This window comes from Bradyrhizobium betae (assembly GCF_008932115.1).
Taxonomy (GTDB): Bacteria; Pseudomonadota; Alphaproteobacteria; order Rhizobiales; family Xanthobacteraceae; genus Bradyrhizobium; species Bradyrhizobium betae.
Window position 1 is genome coordinate 5353381 of the sequence record NZ_CP044543.1, and the last position, 17651, is coordinate 5371031.

The 17651-nt window shown below is 60.5% G+C and carries 25 protein-coding genes; 16 read left to right on the forward strand and 9 right to left on the reverse strand.

Annotated elements, in window-relative coordinates; translation table 11 throughout:
• Nucleotides 1-19: 19 nt before the first annotated feature.
• Nucleotides 20-280: a hypothetical protein gene (locus F8237_RS25670; protein ID WP_151649033.1), complete on the reverse strand. Its 261-nt coding sequence runs from the start codon at nt 278-280 to the stop codon at nt 20-22.
• A gap of 249 nt (nt 281-529) precedes the next feature.
• On the opposite strand from F8237_RS25670, the gene rocF reads away from it, so the two are divergent.
• On the forward strand, nt 530-1507 hold the full coding sequence (gene rocF, locus F8237_RS25675) for an arginase (RefSeq protein ID WP_151649034.1): 978 nt from the start codon (nt 530-532) through the stop codon (nt 1505-1507).
• 194 nt (nt 1508-1701) lie between these two features.
• Nucleotides 1702-1986, forward strand: a complete 285-nt coding sequence (locus F8237_RS25680) for a hypothetical protein (protein ID WP_151649035.1) — start codon at nt 1702-1704, stop codon at nt 1984-1986.
• A gap of 6 nt (nt 1987-1992) precedes the next feature.
• Here F8237_RS25680 and F8237_RS25685 read toward each other — a convergent pair whose 3' ends face one another.
• Both F8237_RS25685 and F8237_RS36680 read right to left on the reverse strand, forming a co-directional pair.
• On the reverse strand, nt 1993-3207 hold the full coding sequence (locus F8237_RS25685) for a mandelate racemase/muconate lactonizing enzyme family protein (RefSeq protein ID WP_151649036.1): 1215 nt from the start codon (nt 3205-3207) through the stop codon (nt 1993-1995).
• 78 nt (nt 3208-3285) lie between these two features.
• Complete coding sequence (locus tag F8237_RS36680) at nt 3286-3519, reverse strand: hypothetical protein (protein WP_154696371.1); 234 nt, start codon at nt 3517-3519, stop codon at nt 3286-3288.
• A gap of 467 nt (nt 3520-3986) precedes the next feature.
• On the opposite strand from F8237_RS36680, the gene F8237_RS25695 reads away from it, so the two are divergent.
• Nucleotides 3987-4682, forward strand: coding sequence for a phytanoyl-CoA dioxygenase family protein (locus F8237_RS25695; protein ID WP_151649037.1), 696 nt, complete (start codon nt 3987-3989; stop codon nt 4680-4682).
• A 126-nt stretch (nt 4683-4808) separates the two neighbouring features.
• Entirely contained in the window at nt 4809-4982 is a 174-nt protein-coding gene (locus tag F8237_RS25700) for a DUF3606 domain-containing protein (RefSeq protein WP_151649038.1), read from the forward strand.
• Nucleotides 4983-4998: 16 nt separating this feature from the next.
• Here the strand turns inward: F8237_RS25700 and F8237_RS25705 are convergent, their stop codons facing one another.
• Entirely contained in the window at nt 4999-5184 is a 186-nt protein-coding gene (locus tag F8237_RS25705) for a hypothetical protein (RefSeq protein WP_151649039.1), read from the reverse strand.
• Nucleotides 5185-5577: 393 nt separating this feature from the next.
• On the opposite strand from F8237_RS25705, the gene F8237_RS25715 reads away from it, so the two are divergent.
• The 4 genes from F8237_RS25715 (at nt 5578) to F8237_RS36750 (ending at nt 8147) form a co-directional block, all read left to right on the forward strand.
• A complete protein-coding gene (locus tag F8237_RS25715; RefSeq protein WP_151649041.1) occupies nt 5578-5826 on the forward strand; it encodes a hypothetical protein in 249 nt (82 codons plus the stop codon).
• Nucleotides 5827-6330: 504 nt separating this feature from the next.
• Nucleotides 6331-7065: a DUF4261 domain-containing protein gene (locus tag F8237_RS25720; RefSeq protein WP_244625966.1), complete on the forward strand. Its 735-nt coding sequence runs from the start codon at nt 6331-6333 to the stop codon at nt 7063-7065.
• 55 nt (nt 7066-7120) lie between these two features.
• Nucleotides 7121-7783, forward strand: a complete 663-nt coding sequence (locus tag F8237_RS25725; protein WP_162006215.1) for an imm11 family protein — start codon at nt 7121-7123, stop codon at nt 7781-7783.
• A gap of 118 nt (nt 7784-7901) precedes the next feature.
• A complete protein-coding gene (locus tag F8237_RS36750) occupies nt 7902-8147 on the forward strand; it encodes a hypothetical protein (protein ID WP_244625967.1) in 246 nt (81 codons plus the stop codon).
• Nucleotides 8148-8482: 335 nt separating this feature from the next.
• Here F8237_RS36750 and F8237_RS25735 read toward each other — a convergent pair whose 3' ends face one another.
• The gene (locus F8237_RS25735) at nt 8483-8866 is read right to left on the reverse strand and encodes a hypothetical protein (protein WP_162006216.1); all 384 of its coding nucleotides are present in this window, start codon (nt 8864-8866) and stop codon (nt 8483-8485) included.
• 251 nt (nt 8867-9117) lie between these two features.
• Here F8237_RS25735 and F8237_RS25740 point away from each other — a divergent pair, with 251 nt between their 5' ends.
• The gene (locus tag F8237_RS25740; protein ID WP_143840992.1) at nt 9118-9321 is read left to right on the forward strand and encodes a DUF3606 domain-containing protein; all 204 of its coding nucleotides are present in this window, start codon (nt 9118-9120) and stop codon (nt 9319-9321) included.
• A gap of 151 nt (nt 9322-9472) precedes the next feature.
• Here the strand turns inward: F8237_RS25740 and F8237_RS25745 are convergent, their stop codons facing one another.
• The 3 genes from F8237_RS25745 to F8237_RS25760 all read right to left on the reverse strand — a co-directional run bounded on the left by F8237_RS25745 (nt 9473) and on the right by F8237_RS25760 (nt 11806).
• Nucleotides 9473-9817, reverse strand: coding sequence for a response regulator (locus F8237_RS25745; protein WP_151649045.1), 345 nt, complete (start codon nt 9815-9817; stop codon nt 9473-9475).
• 205 nt (nt 9818-10022) lie between these two features.
• On the reverse strand, nt 10023-10259 hold the full coding sequence (locus F8237_RS25750) for a hypothetical protein (RefSeq protein WP_244625968.1): 237 nt from the start codon (nt 10257-10259) through the stop codon (nt 10023-10025).
• Nucleotides 10260-11365: 1106 nt separating this feature from the next.
• Complete coding sequence (locus F8237_RS25760) at nt 11366-11806, reverse strand: DUF2147 domain-containing protein (protein WP_162006217.1); 441 nt, start codon at nt 11804-11806, stop codon at nt 11366-11368.
• Between the two features lie 758 nt (nt 11807-12564).
• On the opposite strand from F8237_RS25760, the gene F8237_RS35975 reads away from it, so the two are divergent.
• From F8237_RS35975 to F8237_RS25770, 4 genes are all read left to right on the forward strand, one after another.
• The gene (locus tag F8237_RS35975) at nt 12565-12708 is read left to right on the forward strand and encodes a hypothetical protein (RefSeq protein ID WP_154696372.1); all 144 of its coding nucleotides are present in this window, start codon (nt 12565-12567) and stop codon (nt 12706-12708) included.
• A gap of 306 nt (nt 12709-13014) precedes the next feature.
• Nucleotides 13015-13200, forward strand: coding sequence for a hypothetical protein (locus tag F8237_RS25765; RefSeq protein ID WP_151649048.1), 186 nt, complete (start codon nt 13015-13017; stop codon nt 13198-13200).
• Between the two features lie 87 nt (nt 13201-13287).
• On the forward strand, nt 13288-13443 hold the full coding sequence (locus F8237_RS35980) for a hypothetical protein (protein WP_154696373.1): 156 nt from the start codon (nt 13288-13290) through the stop codon (nt 13441-13443).
• A gap of 392 nt (nt 13444-13835) precedes the next feature.
• Nucleotides 13836-14225: a hypothetical protein gene (locus tag F8237_RS25770; RefSeq protein ID WP_244625969.1), complete on the forward strand. Its 390-nt coding sequence runs from the start codon at nt 13836-13838 to the stop codon at nt 14223-14225.
• Nucleotides 14226-14548: 323 nt separating this feature from the next.
• Here F8237_RS25770 and F8237_RS25775 read toward each other — a convergent pair whose 3' ends face one another.
• Complete coding sequence (locus tag F8237_RS25775; protein ID WP_151649049.1) at nt 14549-14944, reverse strand: hypothetical protein; 396 nt, start codon at nt 14942-14944, stop codon at nt 14549-14551.
• Between the two features lie 339 nt (nt 14945-15283).
• Here F8237_RS25775 and F8237_RS25780 point away from each other — a divergent pair, with 339 nt between their 5' ends.
• The 3 genes from F8237_RS25780 (at nt 15284) to F8237_RS25790 (ending at nt 17571) form a co-directional block, all read left to right on the forward strand.
• A complete protein-coding gene (locus F8237_RS25780) occupies nt 15284-15697 on the forward strand; it encodes a hypothetical protein (protein ID WP_151649050.1) in 414 nt (137 codons plus the stop codon).
• Nucleotides 15694-16056 carry a hypothetical protein gene (locus tag F8237_RS25785; RefSeq protein ID WP_151649051.1) on the forward strand — a complete coding sequence of 121 codons (363 nt, stop codon included), beginning with the start codon at nt 15694-15696 and terminating at the stop codon, nt 16054-16056. The genes F8237_RS25780 and F8237_RS25785 overlap by 4 nt, the downstream gene beginning before the upstream one ends.
• Nucleotides 16057-16284: 228 nt before the next feature.
• The gene (locus tag F8237_RS25790) at nt 16285-17571 is read left to right on the forward strand and encodes a PBSX family phage terminase large subunit (protein ID WP_151649052.1); all 1287 of its coding nucleotides are present in this window, start codon (nt 16285-16287) and stop codon (nt 17569-17571) included.
• Nucleotides 17572-17651 lie beyond the last annotated feature (80 nt).

Below are 17651 nucleotides of genomic sequence, written 5' to 3' on the forward strand. Positions count from 1 at the left end.
GCGATTCTGATCGCTAGCGCTAGCGCCGGCGCGCGACCGCTATGCCAAAGAGAAAAGCGACGAACAGACTGGCGAGCGGCGCTTCGCGCGTGATCGCCGCGACGGTCGATAGCGGTCGGCCGGGTTTTCGTGCCTCATCGATCGCGGTGGTGACGCGATCGACGGCCGCGCGCAGGCCACCTGCGACCTCGCCGATCGTGTGGGATACGTCGGATGCGGCGTCGATGGCGCGTTCGGCCATGCCGGGCTGGGCAGTAGGCTGCGGAATTTCCGTGCTCAATTTCGTCAACTCCGCTTCTGATGGTGAACGAGGCCGGCACCTTTGGCTATCCGCGCGTGCGCTCGTTTTGAACAGCGGGCCCGAAGACCTTTGGCTATCCGCGACAGGCGCCGTTATGAACGGCGGGTGCCGGCCTTGCAAAGAGAATGCGGCGTGCGGGAATTTGTTCCAGCAGGAAGCATCCCCGTGAAACGAGGGACGCGAATCTCTGTTAGGCTCGTACGGCCTTGCTGATCTCAGGAGATTGCCGTGACCGATCGGATCGTGACGGATCGAACCCGGCGCATCGCCTTGCTCGGCGCGCCTATCGACATGGGCGCTTCGCAGCGCGGCACCTTGATGGGCCCCGCGGCGCTACGCACTGCGGGTCTTATGACGCTTCTGGAGGGCCTCGATCTCGAAGTCGTCGACTACGGTGATCTTTCGGTCTCCGAGGTCCGGGATCTTTCCGACCGGCCGCCGGGGAAAGCCAATCACTATCGCGAAATCCAGCGCTGGACGCGCGTGCTGAGTCGCAGAGGCTATGAGATCGCCAAGACTGGCGCGCTGCCGATCTTCCTCGGCGGCGATCACACGTTGTCGATGGGATCGGTGAATGCGATGGCTCGGCACTGGCAGGAACGCGGGCGAGAGCTGTTCGTGCTCTGGCTCGATGCGCATGCCGATTACAACACGCCGGAGACGACGATCACGGCCAACATGCACGGTATGTCCGCGGCGTTCCTGTGCGGCGAGCCCGGCCTCGACGGATTGCTCGGCGATGATCCGCGCGTCTCGATCGATCCTGACAGGCTCGATCTGTTCGGCGCCCGTTCGATCGACAAGCTCGAAAGGGAGTTGATGCGCGCGCGCCGGATCAGGGTGATCGACATGCGCCAAATCGACGAGTTCGGCGTCGCCGTTCTGATCCGGCGCGTCATCGAACGCGTCAAGGCGTGCAATGGCGTGCTGCATGTCAGCTTCGACGTCGATTTTCTCGACCCTTGCGTGGCCCCTGGCGTCGGCACCACCGTGCCGGGCGGGGCGACCTATCGCGAAGCGCATCTGATCATGGAATTGCTGCACGATTCCGGCGCGGTGGGGTCGGTCGACATCGTCGAGCTCAATCCGTTCCTCGACGAGCGCGGTCGCACCGCGCGGACTGCAGTCGAGCTGATCGGCAGCCTGTTCGGGCAGCAGATTACCGATCGTCCGACGCCGAGCAACGCCATCGCTCCGGGCGAGTGACGACGCCATCCAACACGCTGCGCTGTACAAATCGCTCGCGATTGGCAGGAGCGATGCGCGGCTGGTTTCCAAAAAGTGATTGCGCAAAGGCTATCGAGTTCCGCCCACTGGCTCTCAACTTGCTTGAGCGAAAGGCGGAACTTGCGGGATGCATTTGAATTAACCCGCGAGAGGAAAACATACGGGTCCCTTCGATGGCAACTGACCGCTTCGCAAACTCCATGTCCTCAGCGCTTCGCCATCCCGGCGTCATTGCGCTGATTGTGGCCGGCTTGACGATTGCTGCGATGTTGATCGTCGATCACGGACCGTGGAGCCGCGCCAAGACGCAGCCGGCTCATGTTGCGATGTATGCAACCACGGGCGAGGCCGCGCACGCTGTTGGCGCCAAGGTGCTTCCGACCGAGCCGAAATCTCCGGTCGAGCCGGAGCGGCCGGGCCCTAAAACGTCCCCGACCGTCAATCCCGTGACGCCGTAATACGCCTCAGCTCTTGCGACCGTAGTTGAGAAGGCCGCCGCTCGTCTTTGGCGGATGCGCGCGGAGGGCCTCCTCGTTCGGCTCGGTACCCCAGCCGGGACGGTCCGGGATGATCAGGTGCCCGTTCTGAATCTCCGGCTCGTGCGTGAAGAGCTCGCGGTCCCAGGCGAGGCGGTCGATGTCGATCTCCATGATGCGCAGGTTCGGCACGGCGGCGCAGAAATGCGCGTTCATCATCGAGCACAGATGGCCGTAGAAATTGTGCGGTGCGACATTGACCTCGAACGCTTCTGCGGCGGCTGCGATCTTCATCGATTGCCAGACGCCGTTCCAGGGCGTGTCGATGATCGCGACATCCATCGCCTGCTCTTGGAAATAGGGTAGGAATTCGCGCAGGCCCAACAGCGTTTCGCAGGACGAAATCGGATGCGGGCTTTGCCTGCGGATGTAGCCGAGCGCCTCCGGATTGAAACTGTCGATCTCGATCCAGAACATGTCGAGGTCTGCGATGGTGCGCAGGATCTTCAGATAGCCTTCGGTCTTGGCGTTGAAGTTGCAATCGATCAGGATGTCGATATCGAGGCCTGCGCCGTCACGGATGGCCTCGAGATGCATGCGCAGGTCGCGCAGGATCTTCCGGTCTACATTGATCTCTGGCGCGAAGGGCGAGCCGAAACCCGGCCGCCAGCCGGTCGGCTTGCCGTCGTCATAAGAGAAGATGTTGGTTTTGAGCGCGGTGAATTTCTTCTCGCGCACCTCGCGCCCCATCGCCCTGACGCCATCGAGGTTCTCGATCGGCGGCTGATACCAGGAGGGGTGATTGATCCGCCAGGTCGCGCAGTGTGACCAGTAGACCCGGACGCGGTCGCGGATCTTGCCACCTAGCAGCTCGTAGCAGGGCACGCCAAGAGACTTCGCCTTGGCATCGAGCAGCGCGTTCTCGATCGCGCCGAGCGCTTGCGCCACAACGCCGCCTGCGGCGGGACGCGTGGCCGCGAACAGCTCGGCGTAAATTCGCTCATGCTGGAACACGTTCTGCCCGATCACGCGAGCCGACAGGCGCTGGATCGCGGCGCCGACGCCGGGCGAGCCGAAGCCTTCGTCGAACTCGCTCCAGCCGACGATGCCGTCTTCCGTCGTCAGCTTGACGAAGTGGTAGTTTCTCCAGCCAGCGTCGCAGGCAAGGATTTCAAGACTTGTTGCTTTTGAGGATTGGGTCATATCGCTCCCTGTCGCCCGGCCGGGCGTTGCTTTTTTGAGGCTCGGATCACAAGCCCGAGCTCAGCCACAATTGTTAGGCTAACGACCGATCACCGTGAAGCCCGCCGAGGCGCGGCAGCAAGTATCGTTCGGCCCGGTTTGCTGGAAAACTCCGTGGAATCCGATGTGGATAGTCATGATCGTTCCCTGAATCTTCCTGAAATCGCGCCGTTCTCTGACATTTTTGGTCACAATCGGGACCGATCTTCCGGCCATGAAATTCTTGGCGATGATTTCGTTCCTGGCGATGCTCACGATGAGCGGGGCCGCCATTTCCGATCGCTTTCTGACGGCCGATCAGCACGTCGCGCAAGGGGTGGAGTAGCGCGGCGGGCGAAGGCGCTTTGTTGTTGCAGCATGTCTTGGGGGGACAGATGCTTTCGATAGACCAGTTCTTGCGGTTCATCAGCGTGCCGGCCGTGTTCGGGGCCTTCATCATCGCCTCGCAGATCTCGGCGGCATTGTCGCCGGTCTAGTCGGCCAATCGATGTCCCGTCGCCTGCGAGCGCTGGTGGTCCGGCGTTCGTTGACACGTCGGGCAAAACACCTGTAGAGTTGTATCATCACAGAAATCGTCGAAGCTCGCACCGCCGCCGGTCGCGGGCTTTTTGTTGTGCGTGTCCGGGGTCAAGTCGGATCGACGGTCGAGGCTGCACGCACGTCCGTTCGGCGATGCGCGATGCTGCTGTTGCGAGGCGCACGGTAAGATTGTATTGAGCGCCATGAGCCATGCTCCACCCATGAATGGCCTGCCGCGCACGAAGGTCGAGCTGCTGAAGCCGGAGCAGGCTACGGCTCTCGAGCGCGACGGCTATCTCCTGCTCCGAGGCGCCGTGCCTGCGGCGTGGCGCGATGCGTTGCGCGCCGCCTTCGATGCGGGCGTAGGGACCGGCGACCAATGGGCCGCGCCCCGCGGTCCGGGCTGGCGACACGCCCTCGTCGATCTCGATCCTTTGGTGCAGCAAACTTGCCGCCTGCCGCCGCTGCTCGCGGCGGCGGCGCAGATGCTGGGTGAGCCATTCTTTCTGTCGCAGGTCGAGGGTCGCGAGCCGCTCAAGGACGGCGGCCACCAGCGCTTGCATCGCGATGGCGCCGGTATGAAATCCGTCTCCGCCCTGGTTTTCCTCGATGCTTACGGGCCCGACAACGGCGCGACGCGAGTCGTTCCGCGCCATCTCGACCCAGGATATCTCAATCAGGAACATCCTGATCAAACCGAGCCGGACGAGACCTTGTCCCTGATCACGGCGGGGGAGGCCGGCGACATCCTGGTGTTCGACGCCGATCTGCCGCATGGCGCGACCTGCAACCGCTCCGGCGCGCGGCGGCGTTCGCTGCTGCTGAGCTTCATGCTGCCAGGCAATCGTGCCACCATGGAGGCCTCTCGCGCCATCCGCAACGTGCGCATGGACACCAGCGAGGTGTTCGTCCCCTAGAGCATGATCCGGAAAGGTGTGAAGCGGCTTTCCGAAGAGATCATGCTCTGATAATTGCCGGAGCTCGCCGAGGAACGGCCTGCCGGTGACGGCGTTTCCCGTCTGAGGAAGCGAGGGAATTGGCCGATGGACAATCTGACGAAGCGCGAGCAGCCCGACCGCAGCAAGATCAACATGCACGAGGCCTTCGAGGTCAAGTACTGGACCCATGCGCTCGGGGTGTCGAAGGAGGACTTGCAGAAGGCCGTCGACAAGGTCGGCAACTCGGCCGCGACCGTCCGCAAGGAGCTGGGCGTGTAACGGCTTCGGCGGCGCGCTACTTGATGCTGACGAACATGCCCCAGGCGGCGGCCAGCGCCGCGCCGGTGAAGACGACCACCGGATTGTCGCAGAACGCGCTGCCATAGCTGCACATGTTCGCGCCGAACTGTCCGAGCTCGTGATGGCTCGCGGAGTAGGACAGCCCCGACAGCACCAGCAATGCGGCGGCGACGTAGTACATCGACGTCTCTCCATCTCGCCCATGCGCCCATCGCAGGGGACCTGTGCCAGCGTGGCGCGGAGAGATTTCATTCCGCCGAATCCGGCTCGGTGCATTTGAGCTATCCCGTCAACCCTGGCTCAACCAATCCGGTTAGGGCGCGATGAAGCTGGATGGTATTGCAACAGAAGGCCTCTCGCGCGTCTTCGACGAAACACGCCTGAAACAATCCTGAAACCCGATTGTCCTGAACGCCTCGTCCGCTGGCCTCGACCAACCAAGCGAAAAGGAGATCATCATGATCCAGATCGGTTCGAAGGAAGAAGTCGCGTTTCTCTTGGCTCTGTTCGGCACCCACACCCAGCCGGTCAGGCGGCCGAAGCCGAAATCGCAGCAGCGCTGAAGGCCGATCCCATGCCGGGTTTGGCCGAATGCCAGAGCCTGCTGCGGCTCCTGATCGCCAGGGGCGATCCGAAGGCCATCCCGCTCGCCAAGGGCGCGATCGATCAATATCTCAACACCGCGCCGGTCAGCGCCCGCGGGCGCGGCCTGCGCGTGCTCCAGCGCGATGCGCTCGACCAGCACGGTTTTGCGGTCGGCGTGCAGCGCTCGTTCGCCGAGACGGTGGATGCGTATATTGAGGGCAAGCTCGCGGAGGAGTGAGGCGCAAAGTTAACCTTGCAGCTTCATCTGAGTGGCCTAGGCCATGCCACCCCTCGCGCCGACGATGCCATCGCCGAAAAGGCACAACCTACGGGGCGTTGAAGTCCTGTGCTGGCGGGGCTTCCTCTCAGGCTGAAATACCCACAGGTCGCATTTCGGATTATTAAAAATATTGTTGACGCGTCGGGCAAAACACCTGCATAATGGCATCATCGAAATAAGCCGGTCAGCCCGCACGGAGTTATCCGCTGCGGGTTTTTTTATGGCATCGGGAGTTCGAAGTCTGCTCAGTGGGTTAGTCGCCTGGACGTTGTCTGGGACCGGGAACGGCCCGGGCTTGCTTGCTTGGGTATAGCTCAAGGCTTAAGTCCCATTGACTATGTTCCTGTTTTGTTCAAAATGCGACCGTTCAACCAGTGAGCGAAGTTGAGTGGATTGAAAGGGCGGCCGATGAGTAATTCCCTCCTTTCACTTGTCCTGTTGGAGAGGCCGACGACTCCGGACATGTTGCTGGTCGTCGAAGCGCTTCGCGCGAGGCATCCTGAACTGGCGGCAGAGTTGGAAGGGGGCCTTGAGACGACGGACCTTCGCCAGACTTCTGCGAGTGCGCCACTCATCCGCTGTGGCGGCGAGTTGGTTGCCGTGATGTCGATGCCAGCGCCCATTCCGCAGGATCCCGGCCTATGGTCTCGCGCGGCCGCCACGTGGCTGGAAGGCAAGGCGGTGGCTGCGCGGCACAGGGGGCATCTGATCGTGACGGTGCCTGGACAGCACCTGGAGCCGTTGCCGGCCGCTCGTCTGACGACCGCCGTCATCGGAGCGTTGATTGCCGCCATGCCGGAATCTTGTGCGGTCGTATGGGATACCAAGGTCGCGCGCCCCGCCAAGCTGTGGATGGAGATGTCGAGACAGTCGTTTGCCCCTTTCCCCAACTATCCCTTCACTCTCTGGGTCGACATTCTGCCGTTCCGTTCGGAGGCCGGCATCGGAGCAGTGACGATGGGGCTGTCGGCATTTGCCGGGCGCGAGATTGAATTCGAGACCGGCAAACTTACGCTTCGGGGGATGATCGACAAGGTGGCTGGCCTGGCCGTCTATCTGGTCGAGCACGGGGCTGTCGTCAAAGACGGAGACACCTTCGGCGGAGACGAGCACGAGCGCATCACGGCGCGCTATCGAACGTCCGAGCGATTTGCGGGCTTGTCCGTACTGTTCTGCACCGCGGATTCGGCATCTTGATCGAATATTGATGAAGCCGTTCATCTCATGGATGCATGTCGGTAGGGATCGAAGAATGAGCGACGACAGGTCAAGGCCGATTGAGAAGCGACCCAGGGAGATCAAGCGCAAATTCTACGTTATAGACTTCAACTATCGTGGCGGGCCGCCGGCGATGGTGTTGGAAAATCGTCATGTGCTTGCCCCGGATACCGGAGTGCTCGACCCGTTTCCCCGACGTGGGTTTCCGAATTACCCCGAGCCGCCGCGTTTCGTGTTTGGCGGGACGAGAGATCGTGCTCCACGGGATCTGGAGATGTATCATCACTACTGGCTGGTCTCCGATCGGACAAAGGCAGTTTTTGAGAGCGTCGATCTAGCCGGATTTGCCTTTGTGGCTTGCGACATCAGGCTGGCGAAGGGACAGTACGAGGGGCCGGGCTACTGGCTGTGCGATGTCGTTCGTGTCCTGGATGCGGTGGACGAATCGCAGTCACGCTTGCTCGTTGGCATTCGTGATGATCCGAATTACCGGGATTTCGACAAGAAATACTACAGCGTTGTGATCAAGGGCGGAGCCAGACTCGTCTTCAGGGACGAGGTGATAGCAAGCGCACACGTCTTCAGAATGGCTTACATGGAGGCTACCGTCATCTGCGATGACGTTCTCAAGAATGCCTGCAAGGAAGCCGGTCTTGCGGGCATCGGCTTCAGAGACGTATTGAAGCTTCCCATCTAGGTCGCGCCTGTCAGTTTGATTGCATCATAGCTGCGAATTAGCGCCTCACATCGAGGCGATCGTTTTCACACGAGCCGCTGCGCGCCGGACCGTCCCGATCTGGGGCGACCAGCATTCCATGGACTTTTGGTCAGTGTTGAGACGCTGGTGCCAGAGCCTGCTGCGGCTGCTGATCGCCAGGGGCGATCCCAAGCCATCCCGCTCGCCAAGGGCGCGATCGATCAATATCTCAACACGGCGCCAGTCAGCGCCGGCGGACGCGGCCTGCGCGTGCTCCAGCGCGATGCGCTCGACCAGCACGGTTTTGCGGTCGTTCGCCGAGACGGTGGATGCGTATATCGAGGGCAAGCTGAAGGAGGAGTGAGGTGCGAAGTTAACCTTGCGGCTTCATCTTGAGCCGCGCGGGCCGTGCCACCAGTCGCGCCGACGATGCGGAAGTGCCATCGCCGAAAAGGGCCACCTATGGGTGTTGGCGTCCGCGCTGGCGGGGCTTCATGTCAGGCTGGGCCGCCGGCATGTCGGTAACTTCGGAATATGTGAAGTCCTGTTGACTCGTCGGGCAAAACACCTGCATAATGGCATCATCGAAATAAGTCGGTCGGCCCGCGCGGAGAGCTCCGCGATGGCTGCCTGATTGGTCGTGATCGAATAGAGATTGCACATAGCCCGCCTGTTTGAAGTTCTGAGGCCTTGTCGATCCTAACGCTCTTCGCTCGGATGAACCCACTTGTATCGCGTGATGCTCTGCGCCTCGGTGAGCTTGATCATGTGGACCGGCGGCGCATAGCGACCTTTGCGGCATGATCGACATTTGAGGGAAGCTTCCAGCTTCCAGATCGGCGTATCGCGCGGGCGGCGGATCGCATCGAGCGGCAGGCTTGCGCGCGTCTTGCACCTGTTGCACTCGACCTCGAGCCAGCCCATGCCACCGTTCAGGCATTGGCCGATGGTTGGAGACGGCTGTGACGGACCCCCGTACCCCTCCATGCGGACCGACCAGGCCATTGCTTCGGCACGATCGGCCTCGCAAACGGCCTTCTTGGCTTCTTCGCGGGAGTGCTTGGCATGAATCTCTGCGCCCATGATCCGGCCGCCCCAGATGATTTCTCGTGATTTGGTCCCCATGCGCTCATAAAGCGACGTGCAAACGCGTTGGCAAATTATCGATTCCTAGTGGGCGGGTCGCGCGCTCAGCTACTGCCGGTCGTGGGTGTGAACAACTGATAGCATTGGACTCCGTAGTCACATTCGTTCCAGCGAATCCGGTGCGTCGAGTGGAGAAAGGAACAGATTGAATCATCTTGCGTTTCAGAGATGCAAAGAGGAGATTCAAGATGGCTACCAAAGCAAAGAAGCAAACAGCTCGGGGACGTAAGCAGGATCGCGCGCGCGTTGCGGGCGGTCAGAAATACGAAGTCAGCTACGAGGCCAAGAAGACACGTCGCTCAGCCTCGGCCGTTAAAAAGACCGTGAAGAAGGTTGGCAACAGCCGGAAGAAGATCGAGAGCCGATTGGGCCGCGCAAAAAAGAAGAGTTAGGAACGTCCGTTCCCGGCGTCAGTTGATGTGTGCCGGCGATCCCGCCGATTAGCCGGCTGAAATGGCGGCCCCGCGCGAAGTACCCCGCCCCGCGCCGGGGCCGTTTTTTAGTCTGACGAGACAAGTAGCGCCATCCGTCATCGTGGCGCCCCTAGCAAACACCGGTGGTTTGCCGCATCTTTTGCGCGAGATCGTCGAGGTCGAATGGCTTCCGGATCATTGGATAACCGTCACGGCGACGCTCACGACCGGATAGCTGCAGGATTTTCAGCTCAGGTCGTCGGCGCTTCGCCAACTCGGCGAGTTCGTGGCCGTCCATACCGGGCATGTTGATGTCAGTGATTAGAATAGAAATGCGCTCATGCAGCCGGAGTTGTTCGAGAGCTTCCGATCCACTCCCGGCAGAGATGACCTCGCATCCGAGTTCTTCCAGCATTCCGGCGACGACCCCGAGTACGCTGGGGTCGTCATCTACTACAAGGACCAGGTGCGTCATTGCAGGATCACCCTCTCAAAAACGATAAACATCTGCTGTGACAAACGGTTCCCACGCTCGCGAAGGCGCGATCTACTTCCTGCGTCCAATTGAGGGAGTGCGCGTAAGTCCGATGCTTGGGCTCAAACCAAGCGCAAGCTGAACTGTCGCAAATCCTGGGCAGCGTAGCGATCGACGAATTCCTGGAGATGCGAGGGCACATCGCTCAGTTGCAGGTTACAGCGACGCTGGATTCGTGCGCCACATCCTCGGAGACGTCTTCGGACCAACGTTCAGAGGTGTTGAAGGCGATAACCTTGATCGGCCTGCGATATTCTCCGGCGATCAGATCGTGAATGACGGTTTCGAGGTCCGTGGTTTCAAGATCGGCCTCGCGCCAAGCCCGGCCTGATCGACCGAAATCCTCCGCAACAAGATAGACGCTGGGTTCGTCACTTGGCACCAGAGAGGGGACCCACCGAGACCGACGCATAAGCAACTCCACACACACAGAACCCGGATTCAAACGAGCATCCGCCGATTGGTTCCAGCTGGTGACGTTTGCTAATCCGCCTTTCGGCGACCAGTCCGGGGATTCAGCGGGCTCGTGCGCGGCTTTCGGAGCCCATCAGGCAAAACGGGCTCCGTGCCCGGTAACCCGTCGGCCCTGACGTCCGCGCCCCATTGACCCTTCTCATGAGGGGTCGACTTATCCTTGACCTGGTCGGGTTGCGGCAAACCGTCCTTGCTGACGGGGTCGTAAGCGCCGCTGCGAATATCTCTGTTGTCTGCCATAGGCGTATAATGCAATCGGCGCGACCTGGTTGCTATCGACGCTTGGGTTGCGGCAGCTAAAGTTGACACGTCGGGCAAAACACTGGCAGAATGCCACAATCGAAGACAGTTGGTTCAGCCCGCACGGAGACATCCGAGGCGGGTTTTCATTTTGTCCGAGCGCTTGATGTCACCTGTTTGGGATTCAGCAGACGTTTTGGTAGTCCGTGCTTGAAGTCAGGTTCTGACCCGAAGCGGACTATTCGGGCCACGGTGCAGATGTTATGGGGGGCTGGATGTCATTTCTTTTGTGCATGCTCGCTGTTGCACTCGTCGGCATTGCCGGATGGGGCTTCATGAACGTGATGACGGAGTTGGCCAAGTCACATCCCAATGAGCCGCTGGACACCTTTTCTCGTAGGTTCGAGGTTGATGCTTTCATCTGGAGCCGTCGTGCTCCGCCGGCGCTACGGAAGCAATACATCGCTACGCAAGCTTGCGCCGTCCCTGCGCTTCTCTGTTTGGCCGCGCTTGTGTGGATTAACGAGCCACGTCCGAATGCCCGAGCCTTGGGAACTGTTGGCTTTTGCGCGATATCATTTTTCGCAGCAGCGCTTTTGGCTTGGAAGGCTCTTCGGCGAGGGGAATGAAACTTCTTGGGGTCAGCTAGTCTGCTATTGGCCCATCTGCGAAGTTGCAGCGCGTCTGACGGAGGTCCGCTCATCGTGGCAGAGCAGACCAGATTTGCTCAACCTGAGTTCTTCGCATTTTGACCCAACCCGGACATCGGACCCTTTACTGCTTCGGTGCAGGCGGCGTCGGCGGGGATGCGGGACAGTCCTCGGCATGCTCCCTGACCTTGGTCCAGGTCTCGCCCCCGCACAGGATTCCCATGACGCACCCCTCGACGAACAGGCTTGTCGGCGACAGCAATTTCACCTTGGCCGCGTACGTCTTTCCATTGTCCGCGTTGTAGATGCGTCCGGCCCACGTATCTAGGCCGGTCGATTGCATGCCGATCAGAATCGGCAACCCCAATGTCGTACGATGGCGCTTCGACAGGTCCGGATTCTGGTCGTCAAGTCCGTGTACGCGCTCCCACGCAATGGTCCCGCGAAGGCGATGACCGCATGCATGGATCGCTATTCGTGCACTCTTGTCGGCGACCAGCCATTCGCCCGTTGCCGAGGCAGACTGTGCCGGCGCAGTTGTTATGGCGAACAGGATCGCAGACAACCAAGGTATCCACTTCATCTTGAAGAACTCTCCGTCCACGGTGGAGCAGATATGTTGGACCAAACCGGGGGATGGTCGGGAGCGCGCAATAAGTCGTGTAGAGTATCGCGATGTTGATACCGTGCAGTTGTACATCGCCGTACAGTCGGCCGTCCGTCCGCGCGGCTCATCATAAGAATCATGACTCAAAATTAGATTCCGAGAATTACACGGAACTTACGCGCCGGTAGGTAATACTACGAGCGATGGCAGTCACATTCAGCGGAATCCGGTCAGATATTGTCGATCAAATCGCTGCTCTAATCGCCCGTTTAGCGGTCCCGATAGAGGGATGAAATCTTCGGTTTCATGGAAAGGCCACCTCAGTTGGTGGTCTTCTTCAATTTTTCAATGTCGCCTACTGGCCATCGCGTCGGTTCGTCGGCGCGCCATTAAATCCGAACCTAAGGGTAGGCCGGACCTTGGCCGAGCCGGGCTACACCGTCTCGAATGACCCTTACCTGAATTTTCGAAGCGCCCGCGCGAAGTCCACCCGTTGGCCCGAATCGGACTCTACCGCCCATAGTCCCGAGATGAGCGGACTGCTCTCTCTGAGGTAGTAAAAAGTCAGTTTTCGGTAATCAGGTAACTGATGTCAGTCTTGCGTCAGGGAAAGTACCTGCAAATGCCAATCCGAAGACACCAAATGGTCTGCATCCACGGGCTTAAATGCATGCACTAGCAGCACTCACTCCCCCCGGTACCCCATGCGGACCATCTTGATCATCCTCGGAATGTGGCTGCTGATTGATGTGCTTTTCGTCATCGCCGTAACGCCGCCGCATAAACCCAAGCGTTCAAACAAGCACTTTTCGAATTACTTTCCGTCGTCGTCCATCGATGAAAACAGCCATGACGAGTGAACGCCGGCTTGTGGCCCGGATCGGACGTTCGTTGCCAAACTGAGAACGTCGGTTTGTTTAGGGTAGACCGGAAGCCGGCCCGTTAGCGCGACCGGTGCGATTGCCCCATAGGAGACGCGGTCGGAAACGGCGCGCCTTGCGGCTGTCGCCGCAAAGCAAAAGATCGACAGCAGTTTCAAAATCGTCGCTTCGAGTTGATAGTTTCCGTCACGGAGCTTTGACCAATTGCCGTCTGCATGGTGCCTAATCCGTCAGATCCACGTAAGTGAATAGGACTACCTACAGGGACGCCTGAGTGACGTGGCGATGATGGACGACCTTGAGAAACGGATCAGCACTCTGAAAGCCGAACGCGACGTTGCGCGTCACGAATTGGCTGAACGAATCAGGTTGATTGAAGAGATTCGTGCGGCGGTCACGACGCCGGGCGACGCCCCGAAGATAATTGCTTGGCTTGTGAGCCGGCTAGAGCATTCCCGCGAAAGTTATTGAAGGACGATCTTTTTGACCCGGTTCTTTTGATCACACCGACCGCGCGGCAGAACTCTGCTGCGGCCTTTGTGGGCATCGAAATTGCAAATGGCTAAAACCGATAGCGACGACCGTGACCTGCTTCGCTTGGTCAGTGCATTCAAGGAAATCAAGAGCCAGGGCACGCGTCGCGCTGTCGTGACGCTTGTCGAAGAGCTTTTGCAGAAACAGCAGTCTGAAAAGCCCGCTCGGAAGGACAATTAGTTGCCATGTGGTCGTTGGTAACCATTCCGCTACTGGTGGTTGGAGTTGCCGGTCTCGTTTACTTCGCCTTCGCTGCTTTGCCTGAGGACGACCGGTAGTTTTCCCCCGCGGAGTTAGGAACAAGGGCAGCCATGCCCTCTCTTACCGCGCCCCGCTCAAAATTCCGCTGTTGGCCCATAGCAGATACCCTGGGCTCGACCGTCTAACGACCGCTTCTGGTCCTATACCGGTCTCCAGGTTGATTTCACATAGCTCGGGCATTGTTGTTTTTGACATCGAGCAAAACTGACAAAACACCACCATCGAAAAGTTCGGTTTGGCCCGCTCGGAGTAACCCGCTGCGGGCTTCTCTATACTTAAGACGCAAATGCATATCTGGAAGGGATTTGGAAATGGCAAACCTAAAGAGAGAGATGCGATTTTATCAGCCAGTTGCGGAGCAACCGAACAGCGAAAATTTCAGGGCTCCAACACTCCTCGCAATTCAGGACTTGGCGCGGAGCAGAACGGAGAGCGCAATCAACGTGCTTTCAGCCATCATGCTGAGAGAGACCGCAAACGCCTTTGCGCGAGTGGCCGCCGCAAACGCCATTCTCGATCGGGGCTGGGGCCGGCCGGTGCAGCCGTTGGCGACCGATCACGGCCCAATGGAATTGCTGCATCGGATCGAACGCGTGATCGTGCACCCGGACAATCCATCGGCAGGCGTCAATCAGATCGAGATATCCGATCTCTCGCAGACATCACAATCGATCTCGCGGCAAGAGGAGGAATTGCGATGAGTGTTTTGACACGAACAATCGTCGCAAAGCCTGTGACCGCATCGTCAGCAAAGCCTGAGCAGCAGTCGATTGCCTGGCCGCGATGGATGCAGGAAGCATTTGCGTATAAACCCGGGACGGGAACGCCGCGGGCGGTCGCCACAGTTGACGAACCGACACGTGCCAATCCCGCGAGCATTCGGATTTTGAGCCGAGTCTCTCCACGCTCCTGATGTTTACCGGACAGCTAGCGCGGCTTCGTTGACACGTCGGGCAAAACACTGGCAGAATGGCATCATCGAAAATCCGGTCAGCCCGCGCGGTCCAATCCGCAGCGGGCGTTTTCATTTCGGCGTCGGGTCGGAGCTGGCTTCGCGAAGGCCTTTGGCTTTGCTCTCCTCGATCCACGAGTCCGGATCGCGCGAGCAGCGGTGGTAGATCAGCCAGGCGTCGGCGACGTCCACGCGGCGCAGGCCGATCTCGGAGTCCGACACGACCTTGAATTTCGGATCGCCAGCGATCGGCGTGTGAGCCATCAACGCCGGGCTGCCGCAACCGCCAGGGCCGCAGAAGGCGACCGAGAACTGGTAGTCGTCGTTTCGCCAGATCTTCAGGCCATAGGTCTTCGCGCAGTCGCGCTTCCAGGCGCCGGAGAAATCCGGCGCCGCGGTCTCCGCGGCGACAGCCGGGCTGATCGTGATCGTGATCAGGAGCGAGAGCAAGAGTCGAGGGAGGCGCATCGATGAATTCCTGCCGCGTGTCCTTCTGAAGAGACGCGTTGCGCACGGTCGATGCCGTGATCGGAAGCGAAGCTAAGGCAATTCGTTCGTCGCCTGCGTGATCGTCGGCACACTACGATGTCGTCAGTGACGAACGATCCTGCTCGACACAGAGTTTGACACGTCGGGCAAAACACTGGCATAGTGGCATCATCGAAGAGTTCGTTCAGCCCGCGCCGAGGAATTGGCCGCGGGCTTTTTCGTCTCGATCATTCGTTCGGCTGGTTGCTGGTCTGCTTGCCGGTGATGGGCCTTTGGCCGAACGCAGCGCCGGAAAGTTCGTAAAAAGCGAAATAGAAGTTGACCCGTCGGGCAAAACACTGGCATAGTGGCATCATCGAAAAGTTCGTAACGCCCGCGCGGGTCGCAGCCGCCGCGGGTTTTTTTCATGTCCATTCGAGATCGGACGGCGGGCGCGCATTGCGGCCACGCCTCGTTGAAACGCGTTCATGGAGCGCCGATCGGCGCGCCGCCGTCCGAACCATTGCTGGCCGTGCACGCGCGAACGTGCCGGCCCGCGGCGCTGAGTCCGTTGCTCGCGCCGCTGCGGTCTCCGGAATCACGGAGATAGGGTTCGCGCCCGAAACGATCGCGCCTCGCCGCGCGATCTGCCGCGTATTTGCTTTTTTCGTGGGAGAGACGATGACCGCCTATCTGATATCGCTCGCGCTCGCGGGCCTGGTTGCAATCGTGCTGTGGGAGATGTTTGCTTGAGCGACGAGATCGAAGGCGAATGCGTGCAGGAGCCCGTCCGTTTGCCCGCGCGACGGACGACGACCAGCGCGGCGTCCAAAGGGACGTCAAAGGCGCGGACGCTGACCGAGATAAGATCCGTCGCGCGCAGCCACACCAGGACAGCCATCCGCGTCCTCGCCGGCATCATGCGCAGCGATGACGCGACACCGGCCGCGCGCCTCGCAGCGGCGAACGCCATCCTGGATCGCGGCTGGGGCAAGGCAACGCAGCCTGTCGAGAACGGCGAAGACGGCGTGCTGGAATTGATTCACCGGATCGAACGCATCATCGTGCGACCAGGAGAGACGAGCGGTGGTGACGTGGGACACGATGCCTGAGGTGCGGCCAGCCCGATCGAGCCCCATGTTACGAGTGGATATGGGGAGACGACGAACCGGCCCCGTGGTTCATCCAATCCGCATCGAGGTATCGATTTCTCTGAAAGCGCTGCCTCCCGTGACCTGAGCCAAACCCAGCAGGGACAACCCGGCACTCCTGACAACGAAGACTGGTCCGCGATGTGGCGAAGGCGCACCGGCCTGCCCTGAGGCGAGCGAGCGCATCCATTGTCGATCCTGAAAATCCCAACCGCCAAGATCTTCGAGCCGCTGCTCGAGCCCGCGCGCTACAAGGGCGTCTACGGCGGGCGCGGCTCTGGTAAGTCGCACTTCTTCGGCGAACTCCTGGTCGAGACCTGCCAGGCCGAGCGCGGCACGCTCGCGGTCTGCATCCGCGAGGCGCAGCGTACGCTCGCGCAATCGTCCAAGCGGCTGATCGAAGGCAAGATCGCGAGCCTCGGTCTCGGCCACGGCTTCAAGCTGTTCAGCGACAAGATCGAGACGCCCGGCGACGGGCTGATCATCTTCCGGGGGCTGCAAGATCACACGGCCGACTCGATCAAGTCACTGGAGGGATTCCGCATCGCCTGGATCGACGAGGCGCAATCCTTGAGCGCACGCAGCCTCGCGCTCCTGCGACCGACGATCCGCGCCAAGGACTCCGAACTGTGGGCGAGCTGGAATCCGCGCCGCAAGAGCGACGCGATCGACGATTTTCTGCGCGCGCGCCGGCCGGACGGGGCGCTCGTCGTGAAGGCGAACTGGCGCGACAATCCCTGGTTTCCCGAGGTGCTGGAGGAGGAGCGGTTGCTCGATCATAAGCTCTATCCGGAGCGTTACGATCACATCTGGGAAGGCGACTATGCGCGCGCCTTCGAGGGCGCCTATTTCGCCGCGCTGCTGTCGGAGGCGCGTGTGCAGGGGCGGATCGGAAAAGTCGCCGCGGATCCGCTGCTGCCGCTGCGCGCCTTCATCGACATCGGCGGCGCGGGTGCTGCGGCGGATGCGTTCACGATCTGGATCGTGCAATGGGTCGGCAGCGAAATTCGCGTTCTGGACTACTACGAGAGCGTCGGCCAGGTGCTGGCGTTTCACGTCAACTGGCTGCGCTCGCGCGGCTATGACCGTGCCATTCTCCATCTGCCGCATGACGGCATCGCCGCCAACAACATCACCGGCAAGCGTTGTGAGGATCATCTGCGCGAGGCCGGATTCACGGTCGAACCTCCGGTGAAGAACCAGGGGCCGGGCGCGGCTATGATGCGGATCGAGGCGCTGCGGCGGCTCGGGCCTCAGCTCTGGTTCAACGCGGACACGACGGAGCCCGGCCGCGAGGCGCTCGGCTTCTATCACGAGCGCAAGGACGAGACGCGCAACATCGGCCTTGGTCCCGAGCACGACTGGTCGAGCCATGCCGCGGACGCGCTGGGATTGATGGCGATCTGCTACGAGCAGCCAGGCAGCGCGGCCGCGTTCAACCGGCCGATCCGCTATGCCGAGCAGGGATGGGTTTGAGCGGCGCTTTGCAATAAAATCTGGGGTTGACGATGTTCTTGTTATGTTCTAGGAGATGCAATCTCTACCGCGCGTGAGTC